Below are 18,242 nucleotides of genomic sequence, written 5' to 3' on the forward strand. Positions count from 1 at the left end.
TACAATAATGTTACAAAGCAAAAGAAGAGAAAGAAAAAATTTCAGTAAAAAACCGCAGAGCTCATCAGCTCCACGGTAAATCTTATACTATTGGAGGTTCTGCACCCATCGCAGCCCATTCTTCTTTAGCGGGTCCATAGAGCCCCGGCACTTTCAATCCAGCTTGGCGCATTAATACAGTCATCTGTGCCCGGTGATGCACTTGATGCAGCAGCAGCACTTTCAAAAGAGTGGCCACCGTCCATGTTTCACCGTACAGATCGTGTTCTTCATCCAGTGTTTCGTCTGTCCAGTTTTCTTTCATTGCCGTAATCATTGATTGGTTGGTGAATCTATAGGCTTCTGCAATTTCTTCTGCCGTATCGGGTACCGGCTTGCTGAAATCCGCTCCTGAAAATTGAAGACCCGTAAGCGAAACCATTTCCTCCAGAGTTGTTGCCAGATGCCAGCCCAGACGCCCCAGACTGCGGTAGCCTTCTGTAAACTCCTGATGCAGCGATTCATCCGTCAATGACTCGAGTACCTGCTGTGTCCCTTTGGCTTCATCTCTCCAGACTTCATAAAAATCATCCATCGATCTGAACATTTCCATCCTCCGTTCTTCTATTTCTGCTCTCTATTAATTTCGCCTGAAACTCCATTTTTCCTGCATACAAAAAGCCGGAGATTTCTCTCCGGCTCATTCTTTTAAGAAAAGAAAGTATTCACTTCTATAACTTGATAATGCTTTAAAGAGCGATATACCTTGTCCAGACTCCAGCGCCCAGATTCTAGTGTCATAAGCCACTCTGGCTATGCGGCAAAAACACGCCGCTTCGCCAGATCGTCTTATGCCCGTCGAATCTACACGGTCGCTTACGCTTTTCTTTATTATTGTAAAGATGAATTGTCCACAAGCTCGAATTCGAACTCCAGTAGTTCACCGTCACGATACGCTTTTACCTGCAGCGTTTCGCCTATTTCCTTTTCTTCGTAAAGATGTTTGCGCAGTGCAATACTGCCGTCAATCGGTTCGCCGTCCATTTCGACAATGACGTCAAACTCCTGCAGACCCGCCTCAGCAGCTCCGGAATCCGGAATCACCGAATTGACCACGACACCGGAAGTAACGTCAGCTGGCAAGTTCAGTGTATCTTCCCGGTACATCTGCGGCACTTCGTTTAAGTCCATCAAGGTGATGCCCATTGCCGGACGGATCATCTGTCCTTCCGACTCCAGCGTTTCAATAATTGGGATTGCTGTGTTGATCGGAATCGCAAAACCAATGCCTTCCGCAGTTGCCGCATTGATCTTCATCGAATTGATGCCAATCAGCTGGCCGCTGATATTGATCAGTGCACCACCGCTGTTTCCAGGATTGATGGCCGCATCTGTTTGGAGCACATCAACCTGCCAGTCGATCACGTTATCTCCATCGATGTCGACAGGGACTGCCCGGTCCTTACCGGACACAACGCCGGTCGTTACCGATCCATAAAAATCAAGTCCAAGCGGATTACCGATGGCAATGACCGTTTCCCCTTGTTTCAGAACATCCGAATCACCGAATTCGGCAATGTCTCCTATTCCTTCACCATCCATGCTGAGGACGGCCAAATCTGTCCAGACATCACTGCCGACAAGCGTCGCCGCTTTTTTTGCGCCGTCCGGCATCGTTACTTCAATATCAGTGGCTCCAGTCACGACGTGATGATTGGTCACTACGAACGCTGTGCCGTCTTCATTTTTATAAATAACTCCTGAGCCTGTGCCCACTGCCTGGTTTGGAGATTCGGAGAAGAAATCCGATCCCGCCTGCAGGTTTGTAATGCCAACAACGGTATCATCGGCAATTTCCACAGCCTCGGTGACGTCATTCGTTACTTCCACTGAACGCTGCTCCGTCTGCCCCTCTTCGCTGGTTTCAACAGTTTCAGTCTGGTTTTGTGACGTTTGCGCGCTGTTGCCCGGCATTAAATCCGGACGCGAATTAAACAGCAGCCAGATCAGCAATGCACCAACCAGCACGCCGCCCAATCCCGCCAAAAATGTGCGTCCTCCTTTCGAACGCCGTCTTCCATTAGGTGTCTGATCGTAATACCCCATCTGCTCCATCCTCTCAGAAAACTTCTTTCTCTAATTTTATGAATAGAATTCTGACAATGCAAGCTTGAGCCCTCTTTAAAAGAGGATATAAAAAAGACTTCGCAGGTGCGAAGCCTTTCTTACACATTCACCAATTTCGTCGGCACATTCGCGTCCGTATCCAGCAGATCGACATACTCGCCAACGATGATGCCTTTGGTCTGCAGCGTCTGCTCTACGCTCATGCGCGCTAAATCCTTCATATTATTATCTTTGCTCAAATGCGACAGATAAATTTTTGTCGGCTTTTCAGCCATCACTTCGCTCATGGCGACTGCAGCGTCTTCATTGGAAACGTGGCCGACGTCGCTCAATATACGGCGTTTGACCGACCATGGATAGCGGCCCATCTGCAGCATGCCGACATCATGGTTGCTTTCGAACACGTATGCATCGGATGCCTGGATGATGCCTTTCATCTTGTCGCTGACATAGCCTGTATCCGTGATCAGCGTCAACTTGCGTCCGTTTTCGTGGAATACATAAAACATCGGGTCGGCGGCGTCATGGGATACCGCGAATGACTGGATGTCCAATGAACCGAAATTTTTCACACTATCCATATCAAAATGGAAACGCTGTTCAACCGGAATGGCACCGACCAGATTTTCCATCGCCAGCCACGTTTTGGCGTTGGCGTAAATCGGTACTTTATGTTTGCGGGCCACTATTCCCAGCCCTTTAATATGGTCGCTGTGTTCATGAGTGACAAGGATGCCGTCCAGGTCACTCATTTTTTTGCCGATGGAAGCGAATAATTCTTCCATTTTACGGCCACTCAGACCCGCATCCACGAGAAATGAATGCTGGTCATTTTCTATATAGATGGCATTGCCGCTCGAGCCGCTTGCCAATACACTAAAACGCATAGTAAAAACTCCTTATTGAGAACCTTCTTCTTCCGGCTTGTTAAATTCAATGACCCCATCCTTGATGGCATTCACAAAATAATCCGCTGTCGAACCGTCTTCAAGTTCCACGCTAACTCGCCACGTTGGCAGGAACATCCGTGTATCATCGGAAACGGCAACGTATACAGAGTAGCCTAGCGTCACTGAAGTGATTTCGGAATTCTGCTGCAATGTCCCTTTTCCATAAAGAGTTTCGATTGCTCTTTTAGGTGGGATAAGATCTTTGTTTTGGGCATTTTCCACAAGATCCGTAAAGATGGTCTGTTCGTAGCGAACTGCTTCCCCTTCACCATTCCAGAGGAGCGTCACTTTTCCGCTATCACTATGATACAACGTTTTCCCGTTGATTTCCTGATAGAAGATTGCCTTGTTTTCTTCTTCAATAACATCCCATAATACGTAGTCTCCGCCTTTATAGACATTCGCAGCAAGAAAAGCTTCAAGGCTTTCCTTGTTTTTTTCGTCTCCAATGCGGATAGGTTCATTGAATGCCACATTCAGCAGGTATCTATCCTCTACTGCAACCCGGGTGTCTTCAACCAGCACATCATCTTTGGTGAACACTTTCCGGGTACCGCTGATATATGATTCCTCACCCGGTTCTGTTTCTAAATCATCCGGATAAGTGATTTTATCGCCGGCCAGCCGGTCGTCCACCGCTGATTCTGTGAGAACGGAAAAGTTTTCGGCTTCTGTGTAACTTTCCAAATACAGGGTGTACAAAAAGATATTTAAAATGGAAAAGACGATGATGAAAATCGACTTTGTTCTACTCCAGTCCAAATGGTCCTCCCCCTAACACTTCAGTCGTTAACTTCAGCCATGTGTTGTTTATTTTGAAATACCAATTCGGCTCGACAATCATCAGCCGGTCCGGTTCGTTCGAGTTTTTGGTCAGTTCATAGCCTGGCATAATTTCTTTTACCTGTGCTTTTTCTTCTTCACTCAAACGCGACAAGGCAGCAAGAACCGCTGAACCCGATGCCTGATCCTTCGTCACTGTCCTGCCTGTGGGTTCCAATATATATATCGGCCGGTCGTAGCGGAAGACATCCTCTTCTCCTTCAGCCGTTCCCCACTGCATTTCTATAGCAGTCGATACAGTAGAACCGAATACCGGAAGATTATTTATGAATAACCGGTAGTCAATTTCCTGGTTGATCGGCTCCATGCCAAAATAATAATAATCGTTTGTCCAACCACCGTGATCGTTGATGAATTTCGTCGTATTGAAAACAAGTTCCGATGGAATCGCTGGATCTGTAGTTTCCGCCTTGGACTGAACAAAATTCAACCCTTTAACGGCTTCTGACCTTTCCAGAAAGGCACCGGTATTATCTGTATACCCGCCGTCGGGAAGACTGTCCACCGTTCCGTCAAAGAGCCTGTCCGCATATACTTCCATTGGCGTTTCTTCATATAAATAGACATAGCTCGAGGTATCAACCGGTTCCTCCGGTACATAAATCGGCAAAGTGCCAATCGATTCATCGGTTATATAAAGCGGATATTCTTCAGCAGGCACGATAAAACTTTCTTCAAAGTTTCCAAAATCACCTAATTGAACAGTGCCTTCGTAGATGCGTCCAGAGTCCGAATTAACGAAATAAACGGCAAGAGCTCCGTTCGAAGAACTTTCCCAGTTCACAACCATCCGGTTAAAAGTTGCTTCCGGCACATTGGTGTCGGAAATATTCATCATCGCATCGAATACCGGAAATGGCACAGCACCCGGATAGTATACAACCGCGCGTGCCGGATCATGCATAATGTCTTTCATCTCGTTGACTGTCGCTTCGTCCGACAATAAGGTCAAATCACTTATATCCCATTGGTTCATCGACTTTAAAAATGAGTCGATTTGGTCTTTATTGACTGTCCCATTAACACTTTCTTCCCCGTGAATCAGAATTTTCAACGGTCTGACTACCTGCTCGATTTTTTTCGTTTCGACAATCGCCGATTCGAGTGAAGGTGCCGGATCATCAATCGCATCCAAAGTCTTCGGCGTAAAATTCCAGATTGTAAACGTCAAGCCAAGACTGAGAAATACAAGCAAGAACAAGACGATCGACTTTATTTGTTCGATATATTTCATTCCCACTCACCTCCGTCGTCTGTTTCAAATGGAAGCGTGAAGAAAATCGTTGTCCCTTTGCCATAATCACTTTCCGCCCAAATGGTGCCGCCATGGACATTGATAACTTCCTTGGAAATCGCCAGCCCCAGTCCGGTGCCGCCCATTTCCCTTGAACGCGCCCGGTCGACACGATAGAAACGATCGAATATCTTATCAAGATTTTCTTTCGGAATTCCCATCCCCTGGTCGCTGATTTTCGTTTGCAGCAGGCCATCCACTTCTTTTACCTGGAATGAAACCTTGCCGCCGTCAGGTGAATACTTCAGTGCATTGGAAATGATATTATCGAAGACTTGCGTCATCTTGTCCGTATCAATTTCCACAAAATAAGGAGTTTTAGGCATATCGCGTTCAAATGTGACATTCTGTGATTTCGACATCTCAAACCGGTCAATGATGCGGTTAAAGAATACTTTGAAATCAACCATTTCCTTATTGAGTTCGGTTTCGCCTGAATCCATTTTCGACAGCTTCAGCAAGTCATTTACCAAACGGATCATGCGCTCTGTTTCTGTTTGCGTCACATTAAGGAAACGCGGAGCCAAATCATTGTCCTGCCATGCGCCTTCAGCAAGCGCCTCAAGATAACTGCGCATCGTAGTAAGCGGCGTACGCAGCTCATGCGACACGTTCGCCACGAATTCACGGCGTTCCATATCGATTTTTTCCTGCTCCGTATTATCATGCAATACAGCGATCAAGCCGTTCACAAATCCGGTCTCTTTTTGGATTACCGAGAAATTTGTCCGCAGCAAAGCACTCTGTTCATAAGTACCGAAATCGAGAGTAATCGCATCTTTCATATGGATCAAATCTTCGAATGTGTATTCACTTTCGAGTCCAAGAACTGTAGTAATCGGCCGGTTCATCACCGTTTCACGTGAAACATTCAATAGGCGCAATGCCGGATCGTTAATCAGGATGATTCTTCCTCTGCGATCCGTCGATAATACGCCATCCGTCATATTCGCCAGAATGGAAGCCAGTTTTCGGCGTTCACTTTCTGTCGATTGCTGGGATTCCTGCAATCTGTTCGTCAAATGGTTGAATGCCTTTGCCAATTGCCCGATTTCATCGTCGCCGTAAACCCGGACTTTACGGGAGAAATTCCCTTTTGCCATGGCTTGGGCATGTTTCCGCATATCCGAAATCGGTTTGGAAATGGTTTGTGCCACCAGAATTCCAAGAATCGCTGTAATGAGCAGAGACAAAGCCGTCCCTCCGGCTAAAATCGAGTTGATTTCATCCATTTGATCATAGACATTTTCCACTTTTGCCTCTATATACAGCGTTCCGAGCAGTTCGCCCCCAACCGTCATAATCGGCTGAGTAGCGACCCACACCCGGCGTTCAGTGTCTCTGTTTATTTTAATCTGCTGTTTAGGTTCACCGCTGAGGATTGTTTCCCTTACCAGTTCATCCGCAGACCGCTGTCCGATCAATGGCTGCTTTTCGATGGCTGAAGAGCCGATGATGCGGTACTGTGAATTCACGACGCGAATTTCAGAAATGTCATCGGATTTAAAGCCGTTCAATACTGAACGGAGGCTTTGTTCCACTGTCAAATCGTCATCTGTCCGGTTCCTGATCATCTCTTCCCGCACACTGAATTCGATAATTTCAATCCTGTCGTTAAGGGATTCTTCAAAGCTGGTGATCAACGATTGTTCCAATTGCTGTACAAAATAAAGGCCGATAATCTGCATCGCCAATAGGATTAGCAGAATATAAATCAGCACGATCTTCACATGAATTGATTTAAAAAAAGTCACTTTCTGCATTCAGTCTACTCCTGTTCAGGATTTCGCAAATAATACCCTACTCCGCGGCGTGTAACGATCCATGCCGGATGGCTCGGGTTATCTTCAATTTTTTCACGCAGGCGGCGAATGGTTACATCCACTGTGCGTACATCCCCAAAATAATCATAGCCCCATACTGTCTGGAGCAAATGCTCACGCGTCATGACCTGGCCAATATGCTTGCCGAGGTAATGCAGCAATTCGAATTCGCGGTGCGTCAATTCAATCGTTTCGTCACGTTTAAGAACCAGATAGGCATCCGGCTGGATTGTCAGGGCACCCACTTGGATATCGTTTGAATTCGGTCCGGCCTCTTCAGAAGGAACGATATTCTGGCGGCGAAGGTTGGCTTTCACGCGTGCCACCAATTCCCTCGTCGAGAACGGTTTTGTCACGTAATCATCCGCGCCCAATTCCAAGCCGAGTACTTTGTCGATTTCCGAGTCTTTCGCTGTCAGCATGATAATCGGAAAATCATACTTCTTGCGTACTTCGCGGCATACTTCCATGCCATCGCGGTTCGGCAGCATGATATCCAGAAGCATCAAATCGGGTTTTACTTCCTCCGCTAATTTGATCGCTTCATCCCCGTCATAAGCACAGACAACATTGAATCCTTCTTTTTTAAGATTAAATTGCAGAATATCTGCAATCGGCTTTTCATCATCCACTACCAAAATCGTCTTATTCATCAATGATCTCCCCTTTTTTGAATAGAAATTCCCATCCTGATCGTAAACTTTTCTACCTTAACTTTATCACTGTTCAGGCGGTTTAGCATCTCTCATTCATTACGCGATATTTCCCGGGAAATAATTGTTTGTTTTTTGGCGGAATAGCCTGTTAATTTACAGAAACCGCTGGTTGTCCAAACATAAAAGTAATGCCAGCGAAGCAGAAACAGCATTTCCTTTTCACCGGCATTCACTTTGTCCATCAAAACTCGCTTAGGCAAATTCGATAGTCACTCCATATTTTATTGTTTTACATAATTCAACGGATCTTTGGTTGCTCCGTTCTTGGAAATTTCAAAATGCAGGTGAATTCCAGTGGAACGGCCGGTAGTTCCCATTACGCCGATTTTGGTCCCCTGTGGTACTTTATCGCCGACTTTGACATTCATGGATTTGAGATGTGCATAAATCGTTTCATAGCCATTGCCATGATCTATAACGACGCGATTGCCGAATGTGCCATCCGCACCGGCAGCTTTGACCACACCGTGATCTGCTGCCAGGATATCAAAACCGTCCGGCTGGGCAATATCGATGCCTTTATGCTGTCTGCCCCAGCGCGGCCCTCTTTCACTTGAAATATAGCCGCCCTGTGCCGGCCATACGAAATTTCCTGACCCTACTGAAGGCAATGCCTTAGCGCCTTTCAAGACCAATTCATTTTGTCTAAGCTGCGATTTTCCGGTAAAAAGTATTTTATCTTCTTTCTCGACTGTTTCAGAGTTGTTTTTGCTCATTGTCGCTGCCGATGCAGGGTTCGTATTCAAACCTGCCACCAAACATACGGATGCTATTATTTTAATAAGATTCGAGCCGCTAATATTTAAGCCCTTTATAGAAAAGTCTCTCATTTTGCACTCACAATCCTTTCTTCTGTCTGCTCATTAAATTTCCAATTATAATCAAACCTCAATCACTTTATCACAATTCTATATCAAAATAACAGGAATATGCTTTGGATAATAAAACTGCATTAATCCTTCCGGTTTATTACTTTAATTGAGAATTTTTATTTTTTACTTTTTTAATTTGGATTTAATTATCTTTTTAAAGTCCATTAAGTGGATATAAAAGGGTTTTAGCAGGTTTTTTCGTCATGTTTCTCCAGCATTTTAGAAGTTGAAATATTAACGTTTTATTGACATAACAAAAAAAAGAAGCCGGACATAAGTGTCCGGCTTCTTGCTATTTGTTTTTTCTCGGTGTCTAGACTTCCGCGACCCAGTCCCTCGAGTCGTAAGTCTCTCTGGCTAGGCGGCAAAGAATGTCATTAGTGTGAGCTTTTTATGACCGCTGCTCCTGCATCGCTTGCTTCGTCGCAAAGAGTCGGCCGAACTACCTTCGCCCAACTCTTAGCTGAGCGGCCGTTTCCGCTTTTCTATACTATCTCCAAACACTAGTCACAATATTGGTCTGGTTGCGGTCAGGTCCCACAGAGAAGATGGAAATTTGAACGCCTGTCAATTGTGCGATGCGCTCCAGGTAATGGCGCGCGTTTTCCGGCAATTCGCCAAGCGATTTGCAGTTCGTTACATCTTCCGTCCAGCCTGGAAGTTCCTCGTAAACCGGCTCACAATCAGCCAGCATGCGAAGGTTCGCTGGATATTCCGTGATCAATTCGCCTTTATAACTGTATGCTGTACAGATTTTCACTGTTTCAAGACCCGTCAAAACGTCGATCGAGTTGACCGTTAAGTCTGTCAATCCGCTGACACGTCTCGCATGGCGCACGACAACGCTGTCGAACCAGCCGATGCGGCGCGGACGGCCTGTCGTTGTGCCGTATTCCTTGCCGACTTCGCGGATCTGTTGGCCCACTTCATCGAATAATTCCGTCGGGAAAGGCCCGTCGCCCACTCGTGAAGTATAGGCTTTGCAGACACCGATAACATGGGAAATCGTAGTTGGTCCAACGCCCGCTCCGATAGTCACACCGCCGGCAACCGGGTTGGATGATGTAACGAATGGGTAAGTCCCCTGGTCAATATCGAGCATGACTCCTTGGGCACCTTCAAATAGGACACGGCGTCCTTCGTCAAATGCATCATTCAATACTTTAGAAGTATCCGTTACGTATTTGGCGATTTCCTGGCCGTATTGATAATATTCTTCCATGATTTCCTCAACAGTAAACCCTTCTGTTTCGTAGAATTTCTCGAACAGACGGTTTTTCTCTTTCAAGTTCATGCGAAGTTTTTCTTCGAATACGACATGATCCAATAAGTCGGCCATACGGATTCCGACTCGCGCTGCTTTGTCCATATACGCAGGCCCGATGCCTTTTCCTGTAGTACCGATTTTATTGGCGCCGCGGCGCGCTTCTTCGACTTCATCCTGCTTGATGTGATAAGGCAGAAGAACGTGCGCACGGTTGGAAATACGCAGGTTTTCGGTAGTCACTCCACGGTCGTGAAGGCCTTTCAATTCTTTTACCAATGCTTTCGGATCCACGACCATGCCGTTGCCGATCACTGAAATTTTATCTTTATAGAAGATCCCTGATGGAATCAAATGCAATTTATACGTTTCTCCGCCAAAAATAATTGTGTGCCCAGCGTTATTTCCGCCCTGATAGCGTGCAATCACTTCTGCGTGCTCGGATAGAAAATCCGTGATTTTCCCTTTTCCTTCGTCTCCCCATTGCGTTCCTACTACTACGACTGATGTCATTGTCCGCACCTCCGTCAGGCTTGCGCCCTTGTTTCAAACAGGGTTAATTGTATCAATGAAAAGGGCTTTAGTCAATCAAAAATCAAAGAAAACACGAACGTAAATGTGTTTCCACATTTAAACGTTCGTGTTTAGAAATCTCCGCCGGATTCGTGCTGACTCCAGTCGATGGTGACGAATTTATTGTATTCCTTCACAAATGCCAGCTTCACCGTACCGGTCGGACCGTTACGCTGTTTGGCAATAATGATCTCGATCATGTTTTGATCTTCTGTTTCTTTATCGTAATAATCTTCGCGGTACAGGAACGATACAATATCGGCATCCTGCTCAATACTTCCTGATTCACGAAGATCCGACATCATCGGGCGCTTGTCCTGTCGTTGCTCTACTCCACGGGACAGCTGCGACAATGCGATTACTGGTACTTCAAGTTCACGGGCAAGGCCTTTCAAAGAACGGGAAATATCCGATACTTCCTGCTGGCGGTTTTCACCGGATTTACCTGGTCCCTGGATCAATTGAAGATAATCGATCATGATCATGCCAAGGCCGTATTCCTGTTTCAGGCGGCGGCATTTCGCACGGATATCATTGACCCGGATGCCCGGCGTATCATCGATGAAAATTCCGGCATTCGATAAACTGCCCATCGCCATCGTCAGCTTGCGCCAGTCTTCATTCTGCAAAGCACCGGTACGCAGCACCTGCGCATCGATATTGCCTTCCGCACAAAGCATACGCATGACGAGCTGTTCCGCCCCCATCTCCAGTGAGAAGATGGCCACGTTCTCGTCCGTCTTGGTCGCGACGTTCTGCGCTACATTAAGTGCAAAAGCCGTCTTACCGACAGAAGGCCGTGCAGCCACGATAATGAGGTCGTTTCGCTGAAACCCTGCCGTTACCTTATCAAGGTCCCGGAAGCCTGTAGGGATCCCTGTGACGTCTCCTTTGCGCGTATGCAGCAATTCGATATTGTCATACGTTTTAACCAGTACATCTTTGATGTGGATGAAATCTCCAGCGTTCTTGCGGCTGGATACTTCCATCATTTTCTTTTCCGCTTCAGCAAGCAATGCTTCGACTTCGTCTTCACGTGTAAAGCCGTCTTCCACAATGGAAGTGGCTACACGGATCAGGCGGCGCAGCAACGCTTTTTCTTCCACGATATGGGCGTAATGGCCGACGTTCGCCGCAGTCGGAACCGCATTGGCGATTTCCGTCAGATACGACAGCCCACCGACATCTTCCAATTCCTTTTTAGCGGAAAGTTCTTCAGTGACAGTCACCACATCGATCGCTTTCCCCCGGTCCGACAAATTAATCATCGTCTGGAAGATTTTCTGGTGCGCAATGCGGTAGAAATCTTCCGGCATGACTATTTCCGCGACCGAAATCAGGGACTGCGGTTCTAAGAAGATGGCACCAAGAACCGATTGCTCGGCTTCCTGGTTATGCGGAGGGACACGATCCATTGTTTCGTTCATCGGTCCATCCCCTTACGCTTCTTCTGTTACATGAACTTTGAGCGTCGCTGTTACATCCTGGTGCAATTTTACCGGCACGTTTGTATACCCAAGTGCACGGATGGCGTCATCCAATTCCATTTTGCGTTTATCGATTTTAATGCCATGTGTTTTTTCAAGTTCCTTGGCAATCTGTTTGGTCGTGATTGAACCGAATAGACGGCCGCCTTCTCCAGCTTTCGTTTGCAGCTCGATTGTCAGGCTTTCAAGTTCTTCTTTCAATTTCTGTGCTTCTGCCAGTTCCTGCGCAGTTTCTTTTTCCTCTTTTTTCTTCTGGCCGGCCAATTGGCTGATTGCTGCCTGATCGGCTTCTTTCGCCAGGTTGTTTTTCAATAGGTAGTTGTGCGCGTAGCCGTCCGCCACGTTTTTAATATCGCCTTTTTTGCCTTTGCCTTTTACGTCTTTCAAGAATATAACTTTCATTCGGTTTGCTCCCCCTCATAAATTTCTGATATGGTTTCTCTTAATTTTTCAATTGCTTCATCAATTGTGGCATCCGGCATTTGTGTGGCCGCATTCGTTAAGTGGCCACCGCCGCCGAGATTTTCCATGATCACCTGGACATTCACTTCTCCAAGCGATCGTGCCGAAATGCCGACACCGCCTTCACTTCGTTCCGCTATGACAAACGATGCGTTGACATCTTTCATCGTCAGCAGAATATCAGCAGTTTGCGCAATCAGTACTGGGCTGTAGATGCGGTCCGGCTCACCATGGGCAATCGCGATGCCATCTCCGACAAATTCCACGGTTTCCACGATTCTGGCGCGCTCAAGATACGTATCCATGTCTTCTTTCAATAAACGCTGTACAAGCACCGTATCTGCGCCATTGGCACGAAGATAGGATGCCGCCTCAAACGTCCGGGCGCCTGTACGCAGCGTAAAGCTTTTGGTGTCTACAATAATTCCGGCCAGCATCGCTGTCGCTTCAAGCATCGACAGCTTTTCATGCTTCGGTTGATATTCGATCAATTCCGTCACCAATTCGGCTGTGGAAGATGCATAAGGTTCCATATAAACAAGCATTGTATTGGTGATGAATTCTTCGCCTCTGCGGTGGTGGTCGATCAAGACGACCCGTTCCATCCGCTGAAGCAGCCGTTCTTCTATCACCATTGACGGTTTATGGGTATCCACTACAACGAGCAGGGAATTATCCGTCATATCGGCAAGCGCCTCTTCCGGCGTGATAAACTGCTCGAAAAGATCAGCGTCACTTTCAATTTCCTCCATCAGCCGGCTGACACTGCGGTCGTATTCATCAAAATCGAGCACGATGCTTGCTTTGACTTTATTCATTGCCGCCATTTTGGCGACACCGACAGCCGCGCCGATGGAATCCATATCCGGCATCTTATGGCCCATGATAAAGACCTGGTCGCTGTCCTGGATCAAATCACGCAAAGCGTGAGAGATGACCCGTGCGCGTACCCGCGTACGTTTTTCGACCGGATTGGTTTTCCCGCCGTAAAATTTCACTTTTCCGCTCGGATGCTTGATTGCCACTTGGTCGCCGCCGCGGCCGAGGACAAGATCGAGGCCCGATTGCGCCATGCTGCCAAGTTCGACAAGCGATGCAGAACCGGCACCCACCCCGATACTTAAGGTAAGAGCCAGATTATCCTTCGCCGTCACTTCTCTGATATCATCCAGAATGGCAAACTTCGAAGTTTCCAATTGCTTCAGGATTGATTCATTGAATACTGCCATGAAACGGTCTGACGAAACCCGTTTGACGAATATGCCATGAGTCGCTCCCCAATCATTGACCAGTGAAGTGACCAGGCTGTTCAGGTTACTGCGTGTCTGGTCATCCATTCCCTGCGCCAATTCATCGTAATTATCGATAAACAAGATTCCGATAACCGTCCGGTCCGCATAATACAGCGATTCGATTTCCACTTGCTCCGTAATATCGAACAAATAGAACAAGCGGTCATCCGATTTATAGTAGACACGGTATTTACGATCGCCGAGCGTAACCGTCAAATCCCTGATTTCTTCCGACTTCACCAAGGTATGGAAATCATCCGATAGGCTATAGATCGACTCGCCGATCAATGTATCGTATTCAAGTACTGAGCTGATATAGGGATTCGCCCATTCAATCTTAAATTCTTCATCTGCCAATAAAATACCGATTGGCATTTCGAGCAAAGCCTCTTCCCCGACTTTTTTCATCCGGTAAGAAAGGGTCTCTATATGTTTTTCGGTTGCTTCATATGTCCTTTTTTCAATCAGCCACGTAAATGCAAAAGCGGCAGCGAAAAGAAAAAAGAATATACCCGCGATCAATTCTGATACAAATGCGATCAGAATTGAAGCGACCAGCCCCAGTATCAGCAATGCCAATAACGGGTACCTCAACTTCCTTTTCCTAAAAAAAGCCGACATTCATTTCAGCTCCTTATTTTCCTTTAAAATCATGTGCCTTTTTGACCCAGCCCCGAATATCGAATCCGAGGTCCACGATTCCAACGATTATTGTAAATGCCTGCAGCGGGAACGCCAAAACAGTGACGATTGCTTTGACCCAATTCGGCCAGCCTTCCTGCTGGATGTAGAAATGGTAGAAAGCGATCCCTTGCAGGAATAAAAGCATCTGTAAAATAACCATAGCGTTAGCGAAAGCCAAAAAGACAATAGTTCCCGGTTCAAAATCTGATAGCAACGAAATAAGTAATACGATTAAATAATACCATAATACAGATTTCGGCAATTTCATATCAGCAAATGGCGGGAATTTCGGAACCGCTGTGCCAAGCCGTTTCAAAATCGGCAAATTGATCAGGAGATGAATCCAGACAATTACGAATACCGATAAAATGATCAGAGCCGGCAGCGTCGTCTCAAAGGTCGTCAGCATGGTGCCGACAGTTTCATTGTATTCTTCGATTTGTTCTTCAGTGCCGCCCAGACGTTCCATCCAGTTGCTTCCTGTCTTCAAAGTAGCTTTGGAAGCGGTAATATACTCTTCAATGACATTGATGCCAAACAGCCAGATCATTGCCACGTATTGCACCATCACGGATATCAGCCAGACAATGGAAGAGCCCATGAACATATACAATTTGCTTTTCCCATAATAGATCGACAAGCCGATCATCAAACCAAATGGAATGTATAGAAGCGCCACCGGCACTGCAAAAACTCCGCCGATGATCAGACTCAGCAAGAACGTTGCCAGTGAAAACAGCAATGACGGTTTCCATGGATATTTTGCGCTGTACCAGGCTACCGGCAAAGCCAGGAAAAACAATGTTGCCAAACTAATAATAGGAACGTATACAGTGATAGCCATCAGTACTGTAAACACTGCCGCCATCAATGCCCCGTTCGTAATTTGCCTTGTTCGTTGATTTTGCATGAAGCTGTATTTCCCCTTCTTTCGGGTTTATTTCATCCTTATAATTGTAACACGATTGAAAGTCGGGAACAAAAAACGGATATGGCGGCTCAAAGAACGTTTTCGTCGTGAAAACCGCATCTTTTTCTTCTTCAGCGGCTTGCTTGATGTTCACATTCCGCTTTGCCAACCGCGATTTCCACTTTATCCGCGGCTATGCTCCATTTTTCCGCAGCATCCGGCGGTTTATCCGCGCCAGCCCTTTTCGCCCCTCAGGCAAAATAAAAAAAGACCGGTTTCCCGGTCTTTTTGAAATCGTTATTGTCCAGACTCCAGCGCCCAGATTCTTGGGTCATAAGCCAGCCCAGCTGCGTGGCAAAGAACGCCACTTCGCTGGTCCGTCTTATGCCCGGCAAATCTACATGGGCGCTTTCGCATTTCGTTATTATCTTTCTTCCGCAACAAACGGAATAAGTGCCATGATACGAGCGCGTTTGATAGCGATTGTCAACTTACGTTGCCATTTAGCGCTTGTGCCTGTAACACGACGTGGCAAGATTTTTCCTCTTTCAGAAATGAATTTCTTCAATAGGTCAGTATCTTTATAGTCGATGTGCGTGATGTTGTTTGACGTAAAATAACAAACCTTTTTACGCTTTTTGCCTCCGCGACGTGGTGCCATATCGAATTACCTCCTTTTTGTTAAAATTTTAAGCCCTCTGGCCAGTCGTTCTTAGAACGGCAAATCGTCATCCGATACTTCGATCGGGCCGCTGCCGCTTGAGAATGGATCCTGGTCTACACGGGTATGATTGTTTTGCTGACTTGTCGGTTGGTTCTGCTGATAGGATGATGGCTGTTGCCCTTGTGAACGGTCTGAACGGTCTGAACCGGCTCCGGCATTCCGCGGTTCAAGGAATTGAACGCTGTCCGCCACCACTTCAGTCGTATATACACGTTTTCCATCCTGTCCCTCGTAGCTGCCTGTCTGGATGCGGCCTTCAACACCTGCCAAACTCCCTTTTTTAAGGAAATTCGCTGTGTTTTCAGCTTGTTTGCGCCAAACAGTACAGTTGATAAAATCCGCTTCCTTTTCACCTTGCGCATTGGAGAATGTACGGTTTACAGCAAGTGTAAAACGTGCAACCGCCGCACCGCTTGGTGTGTAGCGAAGATCTGGATCTTTTGTAAGCCTTCCGACTAATACAACTCGGTTAATCATCAGAATTCAACCTCCTTTAAGTCAAAGTTATTTACAGCTCCATATGCTGCTTACGCGTCTTTGCGTACAGCGATATGGCGAATAATGTCTTCGTTAATGTTCGCAAGACGTGTAAATTCGTTGATAGCTTCAGATCCAGCGTTAGCTTTTACGATCTGGTAGAAACCTTCACGCAAATCGTTGATCTCGTAAGCTAAACGACGTTTACCCCACTCTTTCGACTCGATGATTTCAGCACCGTTAGTAGTAAGGACTTCGTTAAAACGCTCAACTAGCGCTTTTTTCGCTTCCTCTTCAATTGCAGGCTGAATAATGTACATTAGTTCATACTCTCTCATCGTGTTGTCACCTCCTTATGGACTTGGGCCCTACTGATTCCAGCGGGCAAGGAGCAAGCAATTAAAAATATTACTCACATCACTGTATTGTATCACAATTCGATAACTGCTGCAACTGTCATTTCCACTTTGAAATCGGCTATACTTTCATTAGAAGCTGTGTTTTATTGGTGTTGAATGACTGCCTTCAAAGACGACCAATCCAACGTGAATTAAAATCCATGCAACCGACTTTCACATCATAAGGAAGTGAATCGATGAAACCGTCCTCCGTAATTGACTTGAAACTCGAAGAAGTCGTCACCAAAATGCTTTGGATCAATATCCTGCTGATAGCTGCTTTTGCGTCCGCCTATCATTTCTTAGTCGAACCTTTGGCATTCGGATTCTCTCTCCGAGGCATCGCTTATTTCATAATCGGCTATATCGTACTGATCATTTTGCATGAATTATTCCACTTGATCGGATTCGTCATTTTCGGGAGAGTGCCGTTCTCGTCCCTAACCTATGGATTGGAACTTTCGAAAGGCTATGCTTACGCCACGACCAGTTCACCGCTTCAAAACAAAAAAATGCGCCAGGTGCTGCTGCTTCCCTTCTGGACGACCGCAGTAATTCCAACCATCATCGGCTTCTGGATCCAGGATCAGGTTCTTGTGCTGCTCGGTGCGATGCTCGCAGCCGGTGCTGCTGGAGATTTTTTCATGTACCGGGAATTGCGCAAAGAAAAAGACGAAGCCTGGATCCTTGATGATCCATCCGAGCCCCGTCTTCATGTATATGATGAGTATCCAAATCCCGAAGAATAGCTGCGTCTTAGACGTGCTGGTTCTTTGGGATTTTTGCTTTTTAATGTCTCGCGGGTGCCGTCGCTTTTCTATTGTCCAGACTCCAACGGCCAACTCCTCGAGTCGTAAGTCAACCCAGCTGCCGTGGCAAAGAACGCCACTCTGCTGGTCTGCCTTACGCTTGTCGGAGCTGAACGGCCGTTTCCGCTTTTCTTAGACGTACGCAATATCCCAATTCCCACTCGAAATCTTCGTTTTCAAAAGGCTTTTGTCTTTTGCCAGGTAAACTGTAGCTTCCAGAACTTCGCCGTTAACTTCAACAGGAATTACCGATTTTTCGTAAAGATCGGTTAATTCATCCCCTGTGCAATCCTCCAGAAAATCGAGTGCCGGCCACAGCACTTCCGGAATTTCATAAACTTCGCCGTGGATTTGATCTGTACCCTCCAGGCTCATCGCCGGATAGCCAAGACCTGTATCATAAAGTGAACCTGCAGCAACTGCCTGCTCAGCTTTCAAAGATGCTTCTTCCAAATAGAAATGATATTTTCCACCTGTCTTTAAAGTTCCGTATACAAATAACAACATGTTTTTTCCCTCCCAAAATAAAACCGGATGCAAATAGGCATCCGGTTTGGT

At 46.4% G+C, this 18,242-nt stretch carries 20 protein-coding genes; 1 reads left to right on the forward strand and 19 read right to left on the reverse strand.

The annotated features are described in order from the left end of the window. Positions 1-82: 82 nt before the first annotated feature. The 18 genes from DP120_RS04445 to rpsF form a co-directional block, all read right to left on the reverse strand. Positions 83-586, reverse strand: coding sequence for a DinB family protein (locus DP120_RS04445; protein WP_112222180.1), 504 nt, complete (start codon positions 584-586; stop codon positions 83-85). 284 nt (positions 587-870) lie between these two features. Beyond that, positions 871-2,085 carry a S1C family serine protease gene (locus tag DP120_RS04450; protein WP_112222182.1) on the reverse strand — a complete coding sequence of 405 codons (1,215 nt, stop codon included), beginning with the start codon at positions 2,083-2,085 and terminating at the stop codon, positions 871-873. A 119-nt stretch (positions 2,086-2,204) separates the two neighbouring features. Beyond that, positions 2,205-2,993, reverse strand: coding sequence for an MBL fold metallo-hydrolase (locus tag DP120_RS04455; RefSeq protein ID WP_112222184.1), 789 nt, complete (start codon positions 2,991-2,993; stop codon positions 2,205-2,207). Between the two features lie 12 nt (positions 2,994-3,005). Then, positions 3,006-3,818 carry a two-component system regulatory protein YycI gene (locus tag DP120_RS04460; RefSeq protein WP_112222186.1) on the reverse strand — a complete coding sequence of 271 codons (813 nt, stop codon included), beginning with the start codon at positions 3,816-3,818 and terminating at the stop codon, positions 3,006-3,008. Next, complete coding sequence (locus DP120_RS04465; protein WP_112222188.1) at positions 3,805-5,133, reverse strand: YycH family regulatory protein; 1,329 nt, start codon at positions 5,131-5,133, stop codon at positions 3,805-3,807. The genes DP120_RS04460 and DP120_RS04465 overlap by 14 nt, the downstream gene beginning before the upstream one ends. Then, a complete protein-coding gene (gene walK, locus DP120_RS04470; RefSeq protein ID WP_112222190.1) occupies positions 5,130-6,956 on the reverse strand; it encodes a cell wall metabolism sensor histidine kinase WalK in 1,827 nt (608 codons plus the stop codon). The genes DP120_RS04465 and walK overlap by 4 nt, the downstream gene beginning before the upstream one ends. Positions 6,957-6,961: 5 nt before the next feature. After that, entirely contained in the window at positions 6,962-7,669 is a 708-nt protein-coding gene (yycF, locus tag DP120_RS04475; RefSeq protein ID WP_033543226.1) for a response regulator YycF, read from the reverse strand. A gap of 92 nt (positions 7,670-7,761) precedes the next feature. Then, positions 7,762-7,914 carry a hypothetical protein gene (locus tag DP120_RS18365; RefSeq protein ID WP_165843715.1) on the reverse strand — a complete coding sequence of 51 codons (153 nt, stop codon included), beginning with the start codon at positions 7,912-7,914 and terminating at the stop codon, positions 7,762-7,764. A 39-nt stretch (positions 7,915-7,953) separates the two neighbouring features. Next, a complete protein-coding gene (locus DP120_RS04480) occupies positions 7,954-8,487 on the reverse strand; it encodes a M23 family metallopeptidase (protein WP_276310392.1) in 534 nt (177 codons plus the stop codon). A 607-nt stretch (positions 8,488-9,094) separates the two neighbouring features. Further along, positions 9,095-10,381 carry an adenylosuccinate synthase gene (locus tag DP120_RS04485; protein ID WP_112222194.1) on the reverse strand — a complete coding sequence of 429 codons (1,287 nt, stop codon included), beginning with the start codon at positions 10,379-10,381 and terminating at the stop codon, positions 9,095-9,097. 131 nt (positions 10,382-10,512) lie between these two features. Then, entirely contained in the window at positions 10,513-11,868 is a 1,356-nt protein-coding gene (dnaB, locus tag DP120_RS04490; protein WP_112222196.1) for a replicative DNA helicase, read from the reverse strand. A gap of 12 nt (positions 11,869-11,880) precedes the next feature. Further along, positions 11,881-12,330, reverse strand: a complete 450-nt coding sequence (gene rplI, locus DP120_RS04495; protein WP_112222198.1) for a 50S ribosomal protein L9 — start codon at positions 12,328-12,330, stop codon at positions 11,881-11,883. Further along, entirely contained in the window at positions 12,327-14,303 is a 1,977-nt protein-coding gene (locus DP120_RS04500; RefSeq protein WP_112222200.1) for a DHH family phosphoesterase, read from the reverse strand. Before DP120_RS04500 ends, rplI begins: the two co-directional genes overlap by 4 nt. Positions 14,304-14,316: 13 nt before the next feature. Then, positions 14,317-15,210 (reverse strand): YybS family protein, encoded by an 894-nt coding sequence (locus DP120_RS04505; protein WP_240611966.1) that lies wholly within the window; start codon positions 15,208-15,210, stop codon positions 14,317-14,319. After that, positions 15,179-15,445 (reverse strand): hypothetical protein, encoded by a 267-nt coding sequence (locus DP120_RS18370; protein WP_165843716.1) that lies wholly within the window; start codon positions 15,443-15,445, stop codon positions 15,179-15,181. Before DP120_RS18370 ends, DP120_RS04505 begins: the two co-directional genes overlap by 32 nt. Positions 15,446-15,700: 255 nt before the next feature. Further along, positions 15,701-15,937, reverse strand: a complete 237-nt coding sequence (gene rpsR, locus DP120_RS04510) for a 30S ribosomal protein S18 (protein ID WP_084243442.1) — start codon at positions 15,935-15,937, stop codon at positions 15,701-15,703. A gap of 51 nt (positions 15,938-15,988) precedes the next feature. Further along, positions 15,989-16,477: a single-stranded DNA-binding protein gene (gene ssb / locus DP120_RS04515; RefSeq protein WP_112222204.1), complete on the reverse strand. Its 489-nt coding sequence runs from the start codon at positions 16,475-16,477 to the stop codon at positions 15,989-15,991. Positions 16,478-16,527: 50 nt separating this feature from the next. After that, the gene (gene rpsF / locus DP120_RS04520; protein WP_112222206.1) at positions 16,528-16,815 is read right to left on the reverse strand and encodes a 30S ribosomal protein S6; all 288 of its coding nucleotides are present in this window, start codon (positions 16,813-16,815) and stop codon (positions 16,528-16,530) included. 257 nt (positions 16,816-17,072) lie between these two features. Between rpsF and DP120_RS04525 the strand changes: the two genes are divergently transcribed. Next, complete coding sequence (locus DP120_RS04525) at positions 17,073-17,624, forward strand: DUF3267 domain-containing protein (protein WP_112222207.1); 552 nt, start codon at positions 17,073-17,075, stop codon at positions 17,622-17,624. A gap of 192 nt (positions 17,625-17,816) precedes the next feature. Here the strand turns inward: DP120_RS04525 and DP120_RS04530 are convergent, their stop codons facing one another. Continuing rightward, positions 17,817-18,191 (reverse strand): gamma-glutamylcyclotransferase family protein, encoded by a 375-nt coding sequence (locus DP120_RS04530; RefSeq protein ID WP_112222209.1) that lies wholly within the window; start codon positions 18,189-18,191, stop codon positions 17,817-17,819. Positions 18,192-18,242: the final 51 nt, after the last annotated feature.

It is taken from the genome of Planococcus halotolerans (genome assembly GCF_003289955.1).
GTDB classification, from domain to species: Bacteria; Bacillota; Bacilli; order Bacillales_A; family Planococcaceae; genus Planococcus; species Planococcus halotolerans.

Bases quoted from the DNA above. Each gene is read 5' to 3' on its own strand.
- DP120_RS04445 (WP_112222180.1), bottom strand. From the start codon at position 586: ATGTTCAGATCGATGGATGATTTTTATGAAGTCTGGAGAGATGAAGCC.
- DP120_RS04450 (WP_112222182.1), bottom strand. From the start codon at position 2,085: ATGGGGTATTACGATCAGACACCTAATGGAAGACGGCGTTCGAAAGGA.
- DP120_RS04455 (WP_112222184.1), bottom strand. From the start codon at position 2,993: ATGCGTTTTAGTGTATTGGCAAGCGGCTCGAGCGGCAATGCCATCTAT.
- DP120_RS04465 (WP_112222188.1), bottom strand. From the start codon at position 5,133: ATGAAATATATCGAACAAATAAAGTCGATCGTCTTGTTCTTGCTTGTA.
- walK (WP_112222190.1), bottom strand. From the start codon at position 6,956: ATGCAGAAAGTGACTTTTTTTAAATCAATTCATGTGAAGATCGTGCTG.
- yycF (WP_033543226.1), bottom strand. From the start codon at position 7,669: ATGAATAAGACGATTTTGGTAGTGGATGATGAAAAGCCGATTGCAGAT.
- DP120_RS18365 (WP_165843715.1), bottom strand. From the start codon at position 7,914: ATGGACAAAGTGAATGCCGGTGAAAAGGAAATGCTGTTTCTGCTTCGC.
- DP120_RS04485 (WP_112222194.1), bottom strand. From the start codon at position 10,381: ATGACATCAGTCGTAGTAGTAGGAACGCAATGGGGAGACGAAGGAAAA.
- dnaB (WP_112222196.1), bottom strand. From the start codon at position 11,868: ATGAACGAAACAATGGATCGTGTCCCTCCGCATAACCAGGAAGCCGAG.
- rplI (WP_112222198.1), bottom strand. From the start codon at position 12,330: ATGAAAGTTATATTCTTGAAAGACGTAAAAGGCAAAGGCAAAAAAGGC.
- DP120_RS04500 (WP_112222200.1), bottom strand. From the start codon at position 14,303: ATGTCGGCTTTTTTTAGGAAAAGGAAGTTGAGGTACCCGTTATTGGCA.
- DP120_RS04505 (WP_240611966.1), bottom strand. From the start codon at position 15,210: ATGGCTATCACTGTATACGTTCCTATTATTAGTTTGGCAACATTGTTT.
- rpsR (WP_084243442.1), bottom strand. From the start codon at position 15,937: ATGGCACCACGTCGCGGAGGCAAAAAGCGTAAAAAGGTTTGTTATTTT.
- ssb (WP_112222204.1), bottom strand. From the start codon at position 16,477: ATGATTAACCGAGTTGTATTAGTCGGAAGGCTTACAAAAGATCCAGAT.
- rpsF (WP_112222206.1), bottom strand. From the start codon at position 16,815: ATGAGAGAGTATGAACTAATGTACATTATTCAGCCTGCAATTGAAGAG.
- DP120_RS04525 (WP_112222207.1), top strand. From the start codon at position 17,073: ATGAAACCGTCCTCCGTAATTGACTTGAAACTCGAAGAAGTCGTCACC.
- DP120_RS04530 (WP_112222209.1), bottom strand. From the start codon at position 18,191: ATGTTGTTATTTGTATACGGAACTTTAAAGACAGGTGGAAAATATCAT.